We start from the raw sequence: 16,410 nt of genomic DNA, 5'->3' as shown, positions 1-16,410 counted from the left end.
ATCAACCCGGGCTCTGGATGTCCATAACCTCGAGCAGCCGCACCGCCAGCTGCGCGGTCTCACCCTCCCCGGTGACCTCAAGCGCGCCGGTGCCGATCAGCTTGTCGCCGACGTAGAGCTCGACGGGGTCTTCGAGTCGGCGGTCAAGGGTGAGCACCGAGCCTTCGCCGAGTTTCAGAAGCTCTCGCACCAGCGGGCGGGCGCGCCGACGGAAACGGTGATCTCGATCGGCACCGAGGTGAAGGCTGCGCTGCGCACACCGCCCTCGATGGGGCCGCCGTTTTCCAAAGTCTCATCCATGCGCTGCGTTCCTCCGGGTGTCATGCGCGAAGCCCTCGACCGCGCGTGTCACCTCGTCGAGGAGACCGCTCAGGTCGATCTGTCGTTCGGTGTCGCCGAAGCGCAGGTCGGCCTGTCCCTCGGCGAGGGTTTCATCCTCCTCGAGACGCAGCGGGAAGCCGAAATCCTGTTCCAGCAGGGGCGCGACCTGTTCCGAGGTGCCCGGGGCCACGGCAATCAGCACCTCGCGCCGCGCGATCTCCTGCGCCATGGCGCCCAGCTGCTCGCGCAGGTGCAGCCCGAGCGTCTCGTGCAGCAGCCGGGGCAGCAGCGCCTGCAGCATGTCCTCGAGCAGCGGTGTCACCGCGTCGAGCATCTGCCGGTACGCCTCGTTGTAGGTGAAGGAAAGATCCTGGAGGCTCTGCGAGAAATCGCTGGCGATGCGTCCTGACTCCTCGGATTGCGCCTTGATGGCATCGTCCCAGCCGGCGCGGTAACCAGACTCGAAGGACTCAAGTTTCGCCGCCTCGATTTCCGCCGTGCCGACACTGGCAGCGGCAGCCTCGGGCTTGGAGTGCTGATGCGAGAAATCCTCGAGGAAGCTCCGCAGATCGTTCACTTCGCCTCTTCCTTTTCATCGAGCCAGCTGCGCAGAATCTCCACTGTTTCGGTTTTTCGTTCCTCTATGAGAGCGCGCAGCCGGTCCACCGGGTCCTCTTCGGTCGGGGAGTCGAAATCAACCATGCCGAGCCCGCCGAAATCGGGTCCGCTGCCAAGCGAGGGGAGGGGGGCGAAACCGTCGTCATCCTCGATTTCGCCGCTCAGCGCTTCGGCCGCCGGTTCGGCACCGGGCAGGGCAAGCGGCGCAGGGGTGCCTTTCCCGGCAAGGATCGGACGCACGACGAAGAGCCCCAGAATGAGCGCGACACCGGCGAGCACGCCGAGTTGGATCAGCGTCATCGGGTCGAGCGGCATCGAGAACCAGCCGGGCTCGATGGGACCGGTCCCCAGGCCCTCGGGCCGCTCGAATGGCAGCGAGCGAAGGGTTATCTGGTCGCCGCGCGCTTCGTCGAAGCCGACGGCGGAGGCGACGAGATCGCGCAGCGCCGCGAGCTCCGTGTCGGGCAGGGGAACGAAGGTCTGCGTCCCGTCGGCGGCGGTCTCGAACCGGCCATTGACTAGCACTGCGACGGTCAGCCGGCGCACCGCACCGGGGACGCGGGTGATTTCGCGCAGGGTTTCCGAGACCTCGTAGTTCACCCTCTCACGCGTGTCGCTGCTCTGGCTCGAGGAGGATTGGTTGCCGCCGGCCTGGCCGTCCGGCAGGTTCGAGGCGACGGTGACGTTCGGGCTGCCACTGTTCTGATCGCTGTTGCTCTCCTCCTCGGTGTCGGTCGAGATCGCGACGCGCCCTTCGGGGTCGAAGCGTCGCTCGCGGATCGATTCGCTCTCGGTCACCGTGTCGACACTGACCTCGACCACGGCGTTTCCGGCGCCGACCCTGGCCTCCATAAGCCGCTGCACCCGGTCGCGCAGCGCCAGCGCGCGGTCCTCGGCGCTGGGGCCGCTGCCGGGCTCGTCTTCGCTGCCGATGAGCCCTGCGACGCTGTCGATCACCGCCACCTCCTCGGGCACGAGGCCGGGAACGGCCGAGGCGACGAGGTATTTCAGCGCGCGCGCCTGGGCCGGGGTGATCGCCGCCCCCGTCGCGGTGACCGAGATCGAGGCAGAGGGCGTGACGTCCCGCTGGAAGGGATTCGCGCTGGAATTCGCGATATGCACGCGGGCCGAGACGATGAGCGGGCTGGCAACGATGGTGCGCGCCAGCTCGCCCTCTTTCGCGCGCCAGTAGGCTGCGTCGAACATCTGCGACGTGGTGCCGAATCCGGAGAGGGTATCAAGCAGCTCGTATCCCTGGGTGCTGTTGGCCGGCAGCCCCTCGCTGGCGAGGGTCATACGCAGGGCGTCGCGTTGCGCGTCGGGCACGAAGATCGCGCCAGCGCGCACCTCGAAGGGAATGCCGCGCGACTCGAGCGCCTCGACCACCTCGCCCGCGGCACCGTTCTCGAGCCCGGCGTAGAGCAGCGACATGGGCGGCGCACTCGCCACGCGGGCAAGGCCGAAAACCGCCAGGACCATCGCCAGCGTGGCCCCGAGGGCCACCGCGCGGCGGCGTGGGGTGAGCGCGTTCCAGACTGTCGCGAGCTGCTGCAAATAGGCCTCCGTCTCGGCTCCGGCCGTGGATGCGGTCGGAGGGCCGTGCTGTTCCGGAGACCGGCCCCGGGAGATGTCAGATGGCAGCATGTTTGGCCGATTGGACTTAATAATCGGTTAGCCTCTCTGCGCCTATAAGCAGCGTGCCAGACATGAGGTGCCCCATGACCGACGCCACCGCCGACGCGGCCGGCGAAGACGACCCGCCGCCGAAAAAAGGATCGAAACTCCCGCTTCTGATCGGGCTGCTGCTGGCTCTGCTTGGGGGTGGTGGCGGCTTTTACGCGGCCTTCTCGGGGATGCTGCCGTTCGGCAGCGCTGCCCCGAGCGGCGGGGTCGGGGAGCATGGCGCGGAGACAGCCGCGGGGCATGGGGCGACGGAGGCGCATGGCGGCGTACAGGTGGACGGACAAGGGGGCGGACATGGCGAGGTCGGTGGGGCCGCGGAATTCATCGAGTTGCCGCAACTCGTTGCCTCGCTCGGACCGGTGACCGCCTTGCACCACCTGCGCTTTACCGCGCAACTCGAGGTGGCGCCGGTCCAGCGCGCCGAGGTCGAAGCGCTCATGCCGCGGATCCTCGACGTGCTGAACACCTACCTGCGCGCGCTCGAGCCGGGCGACGTTGAGGCGCAGGGCGCGCTCATCCGGCTGCGCGCGCAGATGCTGCGCCGGATCCAGATGGTCGCCGGAGAGGACAGGGTCCGCGATCTGCTGGTGACCGAATTTGTCCTGAACTGAGGGGGCCTTATGGAGATGATTGCCGATATCCTGCTGGCGGCCGGAGCGCTTGGCGCAGGCTTCTACTGTTTTGTCCTGTCGCGGCGCCTGACCCGTTTCACCGACCTCGAAAAGGGGGTCGGCGGTGCGGTGGCGGTGCTCTCGGCACAGGTCGATGATCTCACCCGGACGCTAGAGGCGGCGCAGCAGGCGGCGGGAAAATCCGGCGAGACGCTGAGCGATCTGACCACACGGGGCGAGCAGGTGTCGCACCGTCTGGAGCTGTTGATTGCCTCGTTGCATGACCTGCCCGAAGTTGCCGGGGATCCCGGCAAGGGTGCGGGGACCAGTGCCACCGCCAAGGCCAAGCTCCCAGAGCCGGAGGCCGAAACGGGTTATGCAGAGCCGGTCTTCCTGCGCCACTCGCGCAGCGGCGCCGCGTGACGATGGCCTCCTGGCGCAGGGCGATTCCCGGTCGCGGGCGGGGCGTGCTGGCGATCATCAGCGCCTTGATGATCGCCTCGGCCATGGTGCGGCTTGGTGCCGGTGCCGCGCAGGCTCTGGACAATCTGCCAAAGGACGCGGCGGGGGAGCCGGAGATGGCAGCGCATGCGGATGGGTCCGCCGCTCCCGGAACCTGCGTCGGCGAGGAAGACCTCGCGCCGGCGCTCGCAGCGCTTCGGGCGCGCGAAGCAGAGGTCGCGCAGCGCGAGACCGAGCTGCGCAGCCGGCAGCAGGCTCTGCAGTTGGCCGAAGGCACGATCGATCAGAAGCTGGCCGCCATGGAGGAGACCGAGCAGCGCCTGCGCGCCACGCTCGCCATGGCAGAGACCGCGGCCGAGGACGACGTAGCCCAGCTTACGCAGGTCTATGCCAACATGAAGCCGCGCGAGGCCGCGGCGGTCTTTTCGCAGATGGAGCCCGACTTCGCCGCCGGGTTTCTCGGGCGGATGCGCCCGGATGCGGCCGCGGCGATTCTCTCGGGAATGGACCCCCAGCTCGCCTATACAATCAGCGTCATGCTGGCCGGCCGGAACGCCAACGCGCCGAAGAACTAGCCGCGGCGCGCGGCGTGGCGATGCTCAGCGCCCTCCGGGGGAGCGCAGGGCAAAGGCCTCGATCTGCGCGGCGGGCAGGGCGCCGGACTGCCGCGCGGCCTCGCGCCCCTTGCCAAAGGCGATGAGCGTGGGAATGCCGCGAATGCCGAATTGCGCAGCCGCCTGCTGATGCTGTTCGGTGTTCAACTTGACCAGCCGGGCCTTGCCCTTGAGCGCGCTGGCCGCCTTGGAATACTCCGGCGCCATCATCCGGCAGGGGCCGCACCAAGGGGCCCAGAAATCCACCACCAGCGGCGCCTCGTCGGTGCGGATCATCTTGGCGAGGGTCTGGGCGTCGATCTCATGCGCCTTGCCGTCCATCAGCGCCGCGCCGCAGGTGCCGCATTTGGGGCCAGCGTCGAGTCGGTCTTGCGGGACGCGGTTGGTCTGGCCACACTCAAGGCAGACAAGCTTGACCATTTCTTGATCTCCATACATTCATTTCAACTGATATGTGTTCTGCGTGCAATTGTGACAATCCCCCTAACCGTTTCCCATTGATTTTATGCGCTGCGGAAACAGAATCCCTATGCCTTAAGACCAAACCGGAGAGGTGCCCATGATCACCCGTCGCAAATTCGTCGCCACGGCCAGCGCAGGGGCGCTTCTGGCCGCCGCAGCCCCGGCGTCCGCCTATACGCTCGATCCGAAATTCGCGCCGCAACCCGTGCGCATGCGCAGCGACATGCAGCCGGGGCAGATTCTCATCATGCCGCGCGCGCATTTTCTGTATTTCATCACCGGCCCCGGCGAGGCGCTGCGCTACGGTGTCGGCGTCGGCAAAGCCGGGCTGGAGTTCACCGGCGAGGCAGTCATCCAGGTCAAGAAGGAATGGCCCACCTGGCGCCCGACCAACGAGATGATCGAGCGCGAGCCGCAGACCTACGCCAAGTTTAAGGACAACGATTATGTCGAGCCCGGTGGACCCGGCAATCCGCTCGGCGCGCGCGCGCTCTACCTGTTCCAGAACGGGCGTGATACCTTCTTCCGGATTCACGGCACCACCCAGCCCGGCACCATTGGCCGCTCGGTGTCGAACGGCTGTATCCGGATGATCAACGAGCATGTCATCGATCTCTACCAGAGGGTCCCGGTGGGCACGAAGGTGACGGTGATCTGAGCGCCCGCCACGCGACACCGCGTGGCACGAAAGCGGCGGCGGCCCCGGTAGGGGCCGTCATCCAAAGGATAGTCATCTGCATTTTAGTATATTGATTTGAACGAAAAAATTCCGCTTTTGTCACGCGGGATGCCATATTCAGGCCCGAATCCGCAATCAGGATCGGGCCATAATCAGGGGCCCGGATGTCCGGGACCTGGACATACAAAAGAATTCGAAGGGTAAGTCTATGGCGATTGTGGCTCTTATGGCCGGCAGCACCCTGGGTGCCTTTTGCGGCCTTTTTTTCGTGGTTGTTCCTCGACAGCTCAGCATTGAACGCGCTGGGTCTCTACTTCTCTGTCAGTCTCGTTTCGGGGCTGCTTCCGATCGTTTGCGCGACGCTGCGCGGCGGCGCGGCGAGGTCCGACGAGGCGGTGGTCGTCCGGTCGTAAGCAGGGCGCTCGCGTGGCGCGGGTGTGCCTGGGCCGTGCGGATTGCCTGCAGCGGCACGCCACGCGGCGGCCGCAAGAGAGGGTGTTCGGCCGCCGGGCTAGTTGTCCTCGACCTCGGCGATGAGCGCCTCGACGCTCGGGCCAAGCGCCGCAACGACCCGTTTCACCCCCTCGGCATTGGGGTGGATGCCATCGGGCTGCATCACCGCGCCAAGGTTCGCCGGCGCCATCCCACCATCCCGCAACCCGGCAAAGAAATCCGCGAAAAGCAAGGTGTCGTAGGTCTCGGCCAGCTCGGGGTAAATCGAATCGAATTGCGCCTTGTACTCCGGCCCGAAATTGCCGGGCGCGGTCATCCCCACCAGAAGCACCGGCAGATCGCGCGCCTGTGCCTCCTTCAAGATGCCGTCGAGGTTGCTGCGCGAGCTGGCCGGATCGATCCCGCGCATCATGTCGTTGCCGCCCAGCGTCACGATCATCGCGTCGATATCGGGGGTGAGCGACCAGGCGACCCGCGACAGTCCCCCCCGCCGTAGTGTCTCCGGACACGCCGCCGTTGATCACCGTCACCTCGTGGCCCCGCGCCTGCAGCCAGCCCTGCAGTTGCGGCACCAGCCCGTCCGGCGCGGGCAGACCGTAGCCCTGGGTCAGGCTGTCACCCAATGCAAGGATCTCCAGCGCCGAGGCGGGCAGGGGGGTAAGCAGAAAAGCAAGGCAGGCCGCAGCCTTGCTGAGCGGGGCAAAGCCCCCATATGTCAGTGAACGTGCCATTTTCCCGAAAGGCCCTTTCGATGCCCGATCCCGTGATTGCCCTGCATGATGTCACCCTCAGCCTCAGGGGCAATGCCGGTCCGGTCGAAATCCTTCACGGAATCTCGATGGAGGTCGCGCGGGGCGAGACGCTGGGGCTGATCGGGCCATCCGGCTCGGGGAAAAGCTCGCTGCTGATGGTCATGGGGGGGCTTGGAAAGCGCCACGACAGGCCGCGTGTCGGTACTGGGGCAGGAGTTCACCGGGATGGACGAGGATCGCATGGCGCGCTTTCGACGTGACCACATGGGCGTGGTGTTCCAGTCGTTTAACCTTATCCCGACGATGACCGCGCTCGAGAATGTCGCGACCCCGCTCGAGCTGGCCGGGCACAAGGATGCCTTTGCACGCGCCGAGGCCGAGCTGGAGCGGGTGAACCTCGGGCATCGCGCCGGGCATTACCCCTCTCAAATGTCGGGCGGCGAGCAGCAGCGCGTGGCGCTTGCCCGAGCCTCGGCGCCGCGGCCGAAGATCTTGCTTGCGGACGAGCCCACCGGCAACCTCGACGGCAGCACCGGGCAGGCGATCATGGACCTACTCTTCGGGCTGCGCGACGAGCATGGCGCGACGCTGGTGCTTGTCACTCACTCCAACCGGCTGGCCGAGCGCTGCGACCGCGTGGTGCGGCTCACCGACGGGCGGATCGACCCCGCCTCCGCCCGGGCGAGGGCGGCGGAATGAGGGCGGTGTGATGAGCCTTGCCACCGCAGCCCGTTTCGCCCGCCGCGAGCTGCGCGGCGGCGTGCACGGCTTCCGCATCTTCATCGCCTGCCTCGCGCTCGGGGTCGCCGCCATCGCCGGGGTCGGTTCGGTGCGCACCGCCATCGAAGCCGGGCTCTCGGACCAGGGCGCGGTGCTGCTCGGCGGCGACGCGCAGGCCGAGTTCACCTATCGCTTTGCCAGCGACGAGGAGCTGGCCTGGCTCGAAGGCATCTCGACCGATATCTCGGCGGTCACCGATTTCCGGTCGATGGCCACGGTCACGCGCGATGGCGAGACCGAGCGGGGCCTGACGCAGGTGAAATCCGTCGACGACGCCTATCCGCTGCTGGGAGAGATGCTGCTCGACCCGCCGATGCCGCTGGCGCAGGCGCTGGACGGGGGGGGCGCTGCCGGGGGCCGTCATGGCGCCGGTGCTGGCCGACCGGCTGGGGCTTGAGCCGGGTGACAGCTTCAAGCTGGGGACGCAGGCCTTTACCCTATCGGCGGTGATCCTGCGCGAGCCCGATGATGCGGGCGACGGCTTCGGGCTTGGCCCGCGCACGCTGGTGCGCACCGCCGACCTGGAGGGAAGCGGGCTTCTTGCCCCCGGCTCGCTCTATGAAAGCCAATACCGCCTGCGGCTTCCGCCCGGCAGCGATCTCGAGGCGCTGAAGACCGAGGCGGCGGAACGCTACCGCGAGGGCGGCATCCGCTGGCGCGATTCGCGCAACGGCGCGCCCGGCATCGCGCGATTCGTCGAGCGGCTGGGGCGCTTCCTCGTGCTGGTCGGGCTCTCGGGGCTGGCGGTGGGAGGCATCGGCGTCTCGGCGGCGGTGCGGGCCTATCTTGCGCGCAAGACCTCGGTAATCGCCACGCTGCGCACGCTGGGGGCCTCGCGCAACACCATCTTCCTCACCTACTTCCTGCAGATCGGCGCGCTGTCGCTGGTCGGCATCGCACTGGGGTTGATCCTTGGCGCGGGCATCCCGCTGCTTTTCGGACCGCTCATCGCCAGCGCGCTGCCGGTGCCGGTGCTCTTCACCGTCTACCCCGGCCCGCTGGTCGAGGCGGCGCTCTACGGCGTGCTGACTGCGTTGCTCTTCACCCTCTGGCCGCTGGCGCGGACCGAGGAGGTGCGCGCCGCGACCCTCTTCCGCGACGCGCTCGACAGCGCCAGGGGTCTGCCGGCAAAACGCTACGTGATCGCCACGCTGGTGTTGCTGGGGCTGCTGGTCGGCGCTGCGACGCTCTTCTCGGGGGACCGCAAGATCACGCTTTGGACAGCGGCCGGGTTGATGGCGGCGCTGGCCATCCTCGCGCTCGCCGCCAGCGGGATCCGCTGGCTGGCGCATCGCGCAGCGCCGCTCTCGCGCGGCCACCCAGCGCTGCGGTGGGCGCTCTCGGCCATCGGTGGCCCGCGCGAGACCGCGGCGTCGGTGGTGCTCTCGCTGGGGCTCGGGCTGACGGTGCTGGCCGCGATCGGCCAGATCGACGGCAACCTGCGCGCCTCCATCTCGCGCGACCTGCCCGAGGTCGCGCCGTCGTACTTCTTCGTCGACATCCAGCCCGACCAGATCGAGGGCTTCAAGGCGCGGCTGGCGGGCGATCCCGCGGTCAGCCGTGTCGACACTGCACCGATGTTGCGTGGTGTCCTCACCCAGATCAACGGGCGCGACGCGCGCGAGGTGGCGGGTGGCCACTGGGTGGTGCGCGGCGACCGGGGCCTCACCTACGCAGCCCAGCCCGACGAACGCACCACGATCACCGCCGGCGAATGGTGGCCCGAGGATTACGCCGGCCAGCCGCAGGTCAGCTTCGCCGCCGAGGAGGCCGAGGAGATCGGTCTCAAGCTCGGCGACGAGATCACCCTCAACATCCTCGGCCGCGACATCACCGCCACGATCACCAGCTTCCGCGAGGTGGATTTCTCGACCGCCGGGATCGGCTTTGTCATGTCGCTGAACCCCTCGGCACTGGCCGGGGCGCCGCACACCTGGATCTCGACGGTCTACGCCGAGCCGCAGGCCGAGGCGCAGATCCTGCGCGACCTGGCGGACGCTTATCCCAACATCACCGCGATCCGGGTGCGGGACGCCATCGACCGCGTCTCGGAGCTGCTCGAGGGCGTGGCGGGGGCGATCCGCTGGGGTGCGGCAGCGACGCTCCTGACGGGCTTCCTGGTGCTCATCGGTGCGGCCTCGGCCGGCGAGGCCGCGCGCAGCTACGAGGCGGCGGTGCTGAAGACCCTCGGTGCGTCGCGCGCGCGCATCCTGCAGAGCTTCGCCCTGCGCTCGGCATTGCTTGGCGCGGCGGCGGGCGGAGTGGCGCTGATCGCCGGTATCCTCGGGGGCTGGGCGGTGAGCCATTTCCTCATGGAGACCGAGTTCAGCGTGATGTGGGGCTCGGCTTTCGGCATCATCCTCGGCGGGGCGGTGGCGACGCTGCTGGCGGGTCTCGCCTTCGCCTGGCGGCCCCTGTCGGCAAGACCTGCGCAGGTTCTGCGCGCACGCGAGTAAGCGGCTTGAACCTCGGGGCGGGGGCTGGCAGGTCAGTGCCGACCCTTGGCTGAAACGAACGGACTGCCCCATGACCGATTCCCTGCCGATGCCGATCTCGGCTCCGATCACCCCGGCGCAAAGGACCAGCATCCTCAACCTGCTGCGCCGCGCCGCCCGGGCCGAGATCCTGCCGCGCTTCCGGGCGCTCGACCCGTCGGAGATCTCGGAAAAGACCGGCCGGCAGGACTTGGTCACCGCCGCCGACAAGGGGGCCGAGGCGATGATCGCCCGGGGCCTGCAGCGGATGTACCCGCATGCGCTCATCGTCGGCGAGGAGGCCGTGGCCGAGCGCCCCGAGATCCGCGAGCGGATCGGCGATGCGGAGCTGGCCTTCACCATCGACCCTGTAGACGGGACTTGGAACTACGCGCATGGTCTCGCCACCTTCGGCATCATCCTGTCCGCCACGCGCTTCGGCGTGCCGGTCTTCGGGATGATCTACGATCCGATCATGGACGACGTGGTGATGGCCGAGACCGGCGGCCCCGCCGAGATGTTCCTGCCGAAGCGCCGCCTGACCCGCCGCCTCGGCGTCTCGCCGGGCGGGCAGCTCTCGGAGCTGCAGGGGTTCATCCCCTTCTACCTGATGCCCGAGGAGAAGCGCGCCGAGGTCGGCGCCGCGCTGCCGCTTTTCGAGCGCAGCCACACGCTGCGCTGCTCGGCGCATGAATTCCGGCTCTTCGCGCAGGGCTCGGTGGACTTCCACTTCTCCGCCCGGCTGACCCCCTGGGACCACGCGGCAGGCGCGCTCATCGCCCGATGCGCCGGCGGCCACGTGGCGATGCTGGACGGGTCCGAATACAACGCCAAGCTGCGCGACGGGGTGCTGCTCTGCGCCTCCAACAAGGAGACTTGGGAGCGCATCCGCGATGCCTTCGCCTTCCTGCTTGAGGCGCCCGCAAAGGGCTGAGGCGGCTGGCAGAAGCGAACTGGCAGATACGAAAAGGGCGGGACCTTGGTCCCGCCCTTTTGCGTTGAAAGCCTTCGGCTTGCCTCCGGCGGGGATATTTTTGCCTAGAAGAAAGCGCGGGCGCTTCTTCTAGGGTCAAATATCCCGGGGAGTGCGAGGGGCTGGCCCCTCGCTTCCTATTCCGCCGCCTCGGCGTAGTCGCTCATCGGCGGACAGGTGCAGGTCAGGTTGCGGTCACCCCAGGCGTTGTCGACACGGTTGACCGGCGGCCAGTACTTGTCGACCCGGAAGGCGCCCGGCGGGAAGCAGCCCTGTTCGCGGCTGTAGGGCCGGTCCCAGTCGCGCACGAGGTCTTCCATCGTGTGCGGCGCGTGTTTAAGCGGGTTGTTCTCGGGGTCGGCCTTGCCCTCTTCCACCGCGCGGATCTCCTCGCGGATCGCCAGCATGGCGTCGCAGAAACGGTCGAGCTCGGCCTTGGTCTCCGACTCCGTCGGCTCGATCATCAGCGTGCCCGGGACAGGGAAGCTCATGGTCGGCGCGTGGAAGCCGCAGTCGATGAGGCGCTTGGCGACATCGTCCACGGTGATGCCGCAGCTGTCGGCGAAGGGGCGCACGTCGAGGATGCACTCATGCGCCACGCGGCCCTCGTGGCCGGTGTAGAGCACCTCGTAGGCGCCCGAGAGCCGGGTCGCGATGTAATTGGCGTTGAGGATCGCCACCCGCGTCGCCTGGGTGAGACCCGCGCCGCCCATCATCTGGATGTAGCCCCAGGAGATCGGCAGCAGCGAGGGCGAGCCATAGGGCGCGGCGGAGACCGGTCCGGCGATGCCGTCCTCGAGCGGGTGCGAGGGCAGGTGCGGGACCAGGTGCTCCTTGACGCCGATCGGACCCATGCCAGGGCCGCCGCCGCCATGCGGGATGCAGAAAGTCTTGTGCAGGTTGAGGTGGCTGACGTCGCCGCCGAGATCGCCGGGGCGCGAGAGGCCCACCATGGCGTTCATGTTGGCGCCGTCGATATAGACCTGTCCGCCGTGTTCATGGGTGATCGCGCAGACGTCGCGCACCGTCTCCTCGAAGACGCCGTGGGTCGAGGGATAGGTGATCATGCAGGCCGCCAGCGTCTCGCTGTACTGCTCGGCCTTGGCGCGGAAGTCCACGAGGTCGATCGAGCCCTTTTCGTCGCATTTCACCGGCACGACCTTCCAGCCGACCATCTGCGCCGAGGCGGGGTTGGTGCCATGGGCGTTGACCGGGATCAGGCAGACGTTGCGCTGGCCCTCGCCGCGTTCGCGCTGCCACGAGGCGATGGTCAGCAGGCCCGCGTATTCGCCCTGCGCGCCGGAGTTCGGCTGCATGGTGAAGGCGTCATAGCCGGTGACCTGGCAGAGCTTGTCCGACAGATCGTCGATCATCTGCTTGTAGCCAAGGGCCTGGTCCTCGGGCACGTAGGGGTGCAGCCCGGCGAACTCGGGCCAGCTCACCGGCATCATCTCGGCGGCGGCGTTGAGCTTCATCGTGCAGGAGCCAAGCGGGATCATCGCCCGGTCGAGCGCCAGGTCGCGGTCCGCGAGGCGGCGCATGTAGCGCATCATCTCGGTCTCGGCCCGGTTCATGTGGAAGACCTCGTGGGTGAGATAGCTGCTGGTGCGCAGCGCATCTTCCGGCAGGCGGTAGCGCGGGGCGAAATCCTCGTCCTTGCGCAGCAGGCCGAAGGCGCGCCAGACCGCCTCGATGGTGGCCGGGCGGGTGGTCTCGTCGAGGGTGATGCCGACGCGGGTCTCGCCGACCTTGCGCAGGTTGACGCCTTCCTTGACAGCGGCGCGCAGCACGCCCTGCTGCAGCAGGCCGACATCCACTGTGATCGTGTCGAAGAAGGTCTCTGGCTCGACCTTGAAGCCGGCCTCTTCCAGACCGCGCGCCAGCCGTTCGGTCTTGCGGTGGATGCGCTGCGCGATGGCCTTCAGCCCCTCGGGGCCGTGGAACACGGCGTAGAAGCCTGCCATCACCGCCAGCAGCGCCTGCGCGGTGCAGACGTTGGACGTGGCCTTCTCGCGGCGGATGTGCTGCTCGCGGGTCTGCAGCGCGAGGCGGTAGGCGCGGTTGCCGTGGCTGTCGATCGACACGCCGACGATGCGGCCGGGCATGGAGCGCTTATAGGCGTCGCGGGTCGCCATATAGGCGGCGTGCGGGCCGCCGTAGCCGAGCGGCACGCCGAAGCGCTGGGTCGAGCCGACGGCGATATCCGCGCCCATCGCGCCCGGCTCCTTCAGCAGGCAGAGCGCCATCGGGTCGGCGGCGACGATGCCGATCGCCTTGGCGGCGTGCAGCGCCTCCATCTCGGGGGTGAGGTCACGCACGTGGCCGTGCGTGCCCGGGTACTGGAAGATCGCGCCAAAGACCTTGTCGGCCTCGAGCGCGTCAGGTCTGGCGACGATGATTTCAATGCCAAGGGGCTCGGCGCGGGTCTTCATCACCGCGATGTTCTGCGGGTGGCAGTTCTCGTCGACGAAAAAAGGCCGTGGCCTTCGATTTCGCCACGCGCTGCGCCATAGTCATCGCTTCGGCGCAGGCGGTGGCCTCGTCGAGCAGGGATGCATTGGCGATCTCGAGACCGGTGAGGTCCGACACCATGGTCTGGTAGTTCAGCAGCGCCTCGAGCCGGCCCTGCGAGATCTCGGGCTGGTAGGGTGTGTAGGCGGTGTACCAGGCGGGGTTCTCGAAGATGTTGCGCTGGATCGCTGGCGGGGTGACGGTGCCGTGGTAACCCTGGCCGATCAGCGAGGTGAGAACCTTGTTCTTCTTGGCGACCTCGCGCATGTGCCAAAGCATCTCGCGCTCGGACATGGGCTTGCCCAGGTCCAGCGCCTCGGCCTGGCGGATGCCGGCGGGCACGGTCTGCTTGATCAGCGCGTCGAGGTCCTTGACCCCCAGCACCTCGAACATCTGCGCCATCTCCTTGGGCGAGGGCCCGATGTGACGGCGGTTGGCGAAATCATACGGCAGGTAGTCTGTGGGCGTGAAGGCCATGAGGATCTGTCCCGAAACAGCAGGTTCAGCAGGGATCTGGGGGCAAGGTAAGGCCCTGCCCCTTTCATCTTTCTTCAAGTGCGCGCCGGCCCTGCGGCACCGCCGCTCGGCGCGGCGGGGCAGGGCGGAGGAACATCAGCCGATGAACTTCTTGTAGGCGGCTTCGTCCATGTAGTCGTCGAGCGCCGAGAGGTCTTCGATCTTCATCTTGAAGAACCAGGCCTCGCCCTCGGGGTCGTCGTTGACCTTCGACGGCTCGTCGGCGAGTGGGCTGTTCACCTCGACGATCTCGCCGTCGAGCGGGGCGAGGATGTCGGAAGCGGCCTTGACCGACTCGATCACCACCACCTCGTCGTCCTTGCTGACCGTGGAGCCCTCTTCCGGCAGTTCCACGAAGACGACGTCGCCGAGCTGCTCGGCGGCGTGGGTGGTGATGCCGACGACGACCAGGTCGCCCTCGACGCGGAGCCATTCGTGCTCTTCGGTAAATTTCATCGTGCTGTCCCTGTCTGTGTCAGCGTTTGTAGGTCTGGGTGACGAAGGGCATCTCGGCCACTTCGACGGCGAGGCGCTTGCCGCGCACCTCCCCGAAAAGCTTGGTGCCGGGGGCGGCGTGGTCAATATCGACGTAGCCCATGGCGATCGGGGTGCCCGTGGTCGGCCCGAATCCGCCCGAGGTGACACGGCCGATCGGCGCGCCGCCCTCTTCTTGTGCAAAGATCTCCACACCTTCGCGCATCGGGGCACGGCCCTCGGGGCGCAGGCCGACGCGTGCGCGCGAAGCGCCAGTGTCGAACTCGGCGAGGATCTTCGCGGCGCCGGGGAAGCCGCCCTCGCGGGCACCGCCGGTGCGGCGGATCTTCTGGATTGCCCAGGTCAGCGCCGCCTCGACGGGGGTGGTCGTCGCGTCGATGTCATGGCCGTAGAGGCAGAGCCCGGCTTCAAGCCGCAGCGAGTCGCGTGCACCGAGGCCGATGGGCTCCACGGCCTCCTGCGCCAGCAGGACGCGGGCAAGCTCGACCGCCTTGTCCTCGGGCACCGAGATCTCGAAGCCGTCCTCGCCGGTGTAGCCCGAGCGCGAAATCCAGCACTCGGCGCCGCAGAGCTCGACCGTGGCGACATCCATGAAGCGCATCTCGCGTACCGCGGGGTTGAGCGCGGCCAGGGCATCCTCGGCCGCCGGACCCTGCAGCGCCAGCAGCGCGCGGTCGCCGAGCAGCCGGGGCGTCACGCCCTTGGGCTCGAGCCCGGCGCGCATCAGCGCCATGTCCTGCGTCTTGCAGGCGGCGTTGACCACGACGAAGAGGTGATCGCCGCGGTTGGCGATCATCAGGTCGTCCTCGATCCCGCCGGCGTCATTGGTGAAGAAGCCGTAGCGCTGGCGGTTCTCTGCGAGCCCCGCGATGTTCACCGGCACCAGCGATTCCAGCGCCTGCGCGATCTGCTCCACGCTCTCGCCGGACAGGATGACCTGCCCCATGTGGCTGACGTCGAACAGCCCGGCCTTCTCGCGTGTGTGCAGATGTTCCTTGAGCACCCCGAGCTTGTACTGCACCGGCATTTCGTAACCGGCAAAGGGCACCATCTTGGCACCCAGCTCGACGTGCAAATCGTGTAATGGCGTGCGTTTCAGCTCGTCCATGCGCTCCCCGATCCTCTCGGCCCGGAATGGCGCAGAGCCCCCGGACATTCCCCGCACGGATCCCGCCCGTGCCCGAAATGCCCCCTCTGTCCTTTCGCCTGAGATCGTTATCCCTTCGGCGGGCGCTTCCCGCGCCTCTCTCCAGAGTTTTCAAGTGCCGCGAAGGTCCTGTGGCCTGAGAGTTTCCGGGGCGGTTGCTCCTTCGGCACCGGCAAGCCGGTTCTCCCATCGCGATGGCGGTGAAACTATTATACTTGCGCGACCGCCGCAAGCGTGCCCGTGCTGCGCGGGATCGAACAGGCCTTGCCCGGCGCGAGGATGTCGATCAGCGGGGCATTGTCGCAGACAAGCGCGTCGAGTGTGATCGGATCGAGCGTCGTGTAGAAGGCATTCGCCGCCTCGGAGAGCGCGAGCCGGAGCCGGCAGGCCTCGGTCAGCGGGCAGGTGTTGTCGGCATCGGCAAAGCACTCGGCCAGCGGCACCGGGGATTCGAGTGTCCGGAAGACCTCGCCGATCTGGATCTGGCTGGCCGGGCGCGCCAGTTCCAAGCCGCCATTGCGGCCGCGGTGTGTGCTGAGAAATCCAAGTTGTGCCAATTGGTTGATGACCTGCGCCAGATGATTTTCAGAGGCATTGCAGCATCTGGCGATCTCGGATTTGGTTACCAGACGCCCTGTGTTGGCCGCGCAATGCATCAGGACACGGATCGCGATATTCGTTCTCTTCGTCACGCGCACGGGAAATATCCTCGCTTTGAATGATTGGCGGGTTAAGTACAGGGTTCGGGCAAAGGTTGAATTGATACATATCAATTGGGTCAGAGAAATGGCGCGGAATGAGCACATCTTATTTTTTCGGGTATGGGTCTCTCGTCAATCGCCGCACGCATGGGTTCGCG

General features: G+C 67.5%; 13 protein-coding genes, 4 pseudogenes and 1 riboswitch. Of the genes and pseudogenes, 8 read left to right on the top strand and 9 right to left on the bottom strand.

Annotated features, from left to right (window positions below; translation table 11 throughout):
• Position 1: 1 nt before the first annotated feature.
• The 3 genes and pseudogenes from CLG85_RS08335 to fliF all read right to left on the bottom strand — a co-directional run bounded on the left by CLG85_RS08335 (position 2) and on the right by fliF (position 2,493).
• Positions 2 to 300: pseudogene (locus CLG85_RS08335) on the bottom strand (FliM/FliN family flagellar motor switch protein).
• Positions 293 to 898, bottom strand: a complete 606-nt coding sequence (locus CLG85_RS08330; RefSeq protein WP_095880778.1) for a FliH/SctL family protein — start codon at positions 896 to 898, stop codon at positions 293 to 295. The pseudogene CLG85_RS08335 and the gene CLG85_RS08330 overlap by 8 nt, the downstream one beginning before the upstream one ends.
• Positions 895 to 2,493 (bottom strand): flagellar basal-body MS-ring/collar protein FliF, encoded by a 1,599-nt coding sequence (gene fliF / locus CLG85_RS08325; protein WP_095880779.1) that lies wholly within the window; start codon positions 2,491 to 2,493, stop codon positions 895 to 897. Before fliF ends, CLG85_RS08330 begins: the two co-directional genes overlap by 4 nt.
• A 164-nt stretch (positions 2,494 to 2,657) precedes the next feature.
• Here fliF and CLG85_RS08320 point away from each other — a divergent pair, with 164 nt between their 5' ends.
• The 3 genes from CLG85_RS08320 to CLG85_RS08310 are packed head-to-tail and all read left to right on the top strand — an operon-like array spanning position 2,658 to position 4,270.
• Complete coding sequence (locus CLG85_RS08320; RefSeq protein ID WP_095880780.1) at positions 2,658 to 3,233, top strand: flagellar basal body-associated FliL family protein; 576 nt, start codon at positions 2,658 to 2,660, stop codon at positions 3,231 to 3,233.
• Between the two features lie 9 nt (positions 3,234 to 3,242).
• Positions 3,243 to 3,656 (top strand): hypothetical protein, encoded by a 414-nt coding sequence (locus CLG85_RS08315; RefSeq protein ID WP_095880781.1) that lies wholly within the window; start codon positions 3,243 to 3,245, stop codon positions 3,654 to 3,656.
• Between the two features lie 2 nt (positions 3,657 to 3,658).
• Entirely contained in the window at positions 3,659 to 4,270 is a 612-nt protein-coding gene (locus tag CLG85_RS08310; RefSeq protein ID WP_095880782.1) for a MotE family protein, read from the top strand.
• Between the two features lie 24 nt (positions 4,271 to 4,294).
• On the opposite strand, the gene trxC is transcribed toward CLG85_RS08310, so the two are convergent.
• Positions 4,295 to 4,729, bottom strand: a complete 435-nt coding sequence (gene trxC / locus CLG85_RS08305; RefSeq protein ID WP_095880783.1) for a thioredoxin TrxC — start codon at positions 4,727 to 4,729, stop codon at positions 4,295 to 4,297.
• Positions 4,730 to 4,868: 139 nt separating this feature from the next.
• Between trxC and CLG85_RS08300 the strand changes: the two genes are divergently transcribed.
• The gene (locus tag CLG85_RS08300; protein ID WP_095880784.1) at positions 4,869 to 5,429 is read left to right on the top strand and encodes a L,D-transpeptidase; all 561 of its coding nucleotides are present in this window, start codon (positions 4,869 to 4,871) and stop codon (positions 5,427 to 5,429) included.
• Between the two features lie 532 nt (positions 5,430 to 5,961).
• On the opposite strand, the pseudogene CLG85_RS08295 reads toward CLG85_RS08300, so the two are convergent.
• Positions 5,962 to 6,634 (bottom strand): annotated as a pseudogene (locus CLG85_RS08295) (arylesterase).
• Between the two features lie 140 nt (positions 6,635 to 6,774).
• Between CLG85_RS08295 and CLG85_RS28075 the strand changes: the two are divergent.
• The 4 genes and pseudogenes from CLG85_RS28075 (at position 6,775) to CLG85_RS08280 (ending at position 10,843) form a co-directional block, all read left to right on the top strand.
• A complete protein-coding gene (locus CLG85_RS28075) occupies positions 6,775 to 6,915 on the top strand; it encodes a hypothetical protein (RefSeq protein ID WP_512699366.1) in 141 nt (46 codons plus the stop codon).
• A complete protein-coding gene (locus CLG85_RS08290) occupies positions 6,851 to 7,354 on the top strand; it encodes an ABC transporter ATP-binding protein (RefSeq protein WP_512699367.1) in 504 nt (167 codons plus the stop codon). Before CLG85_RS28075 ends, CLG85_RS08290 begins: the two co-directional genes overlap by 65 nt.
• 10 nt (positions 7,355 to 7,364) lie before the next feature.
• A pseudogene (locus CLG85_RS08285) lies at positions 7,365 to 9,891 on the top strand (ABC transporter permease).
• 70 nt (positions 9,892 to 9,961) lie between these two features.
• Positions 9,962 to 10,843 carry an inositol monophosphatase family protein gene (locus CLG85_RS08280; RefSeq protein ID WP_095884103.1) on the top strand — a complete coding sequence of 294 codons (882 nt, stop codon included), beginning with the start codon at positions 9,962 to 9,964 and terminating at the stop codon, positions 10,841 to 10,843.
• A 176-nt stretch (positions 10,844 to 11,019) separates the two neighbouring features.
• On the opposite strand, the pseudogene gcvP reads toward CLG85_RS08280, so the two are convergent.
• The 4 genes and pseudogenes from gcvP to CLG85_RS08260 form a co-directional block, all read right to left on the bottom strand.
• A pseudogene (gcvP, locus tag CLG85_RS08275) lies at positions 11,020 to 13,870 on the bottom strand (aminomethyl-transferring glycine dehydrogenase).
• A 135-nt stretch (positions 13,871 to 14,005) separates the two neighbouring features.
• A complete protein-coding gene (gene gcvH, locus CLG85_RS08270; protein WP_095884018.1) occupies positions 14,006 to 14,365 on the bottom strand; it encodes a glycine cleavage system protein GcvH in 360 nt (119 codons plus the stop codon).
• A 19-nt stretch (positions 14,366 to 14,384) separates the two neighbouring features.
• Positions 14,385 to 15,512: a glycine cleavage system aminomethyltransferase GcvT gene (gene gcvT, locus CLG85_RS08265; protein WP_095884017.1), complete on the bottom strand. Its 1,128-nt coding sequence runs from the start codon at positions 15,510 to 15,512 to the stop codon at positions 14,385 to 14,387.
• A 153-nt stretch (positions 15,513 to 15,665) separates the two neighbouring features.
• A riboswitch (glycine riboswitch) is annotated at positions 15,666 to 15,750 on the bottom strand.
• Between the two features lie 10 nt (positions 15,751 to 15,760).
• A complete protein-coding gene (locus CLG85_RS08260; protein ID WP_095884016.1) occupies positions 15,761 to 16,249 on the bottom strand; it encodes an RrF2 family transcriptional regulator in 489 nt (162 codons plus the stop codon).
• Between the last annotated feature and the right edge of the window lie 161 nt (positions 16,250 to 16,410).

This window comes from Alloyangia mangrovi (assembly GCF_002300555.2).
Taxonomy (GTDB): domain Bacteria; phylum Pseudomonadota; class Alphaproteobacteria; order Rhodobacterales; family Rhodobacteraceae; genus Salipiger; species Salipiger mangrovi.
This window is presented reverse-complemented; position numbering and strand designations above follow the sequence as displayed.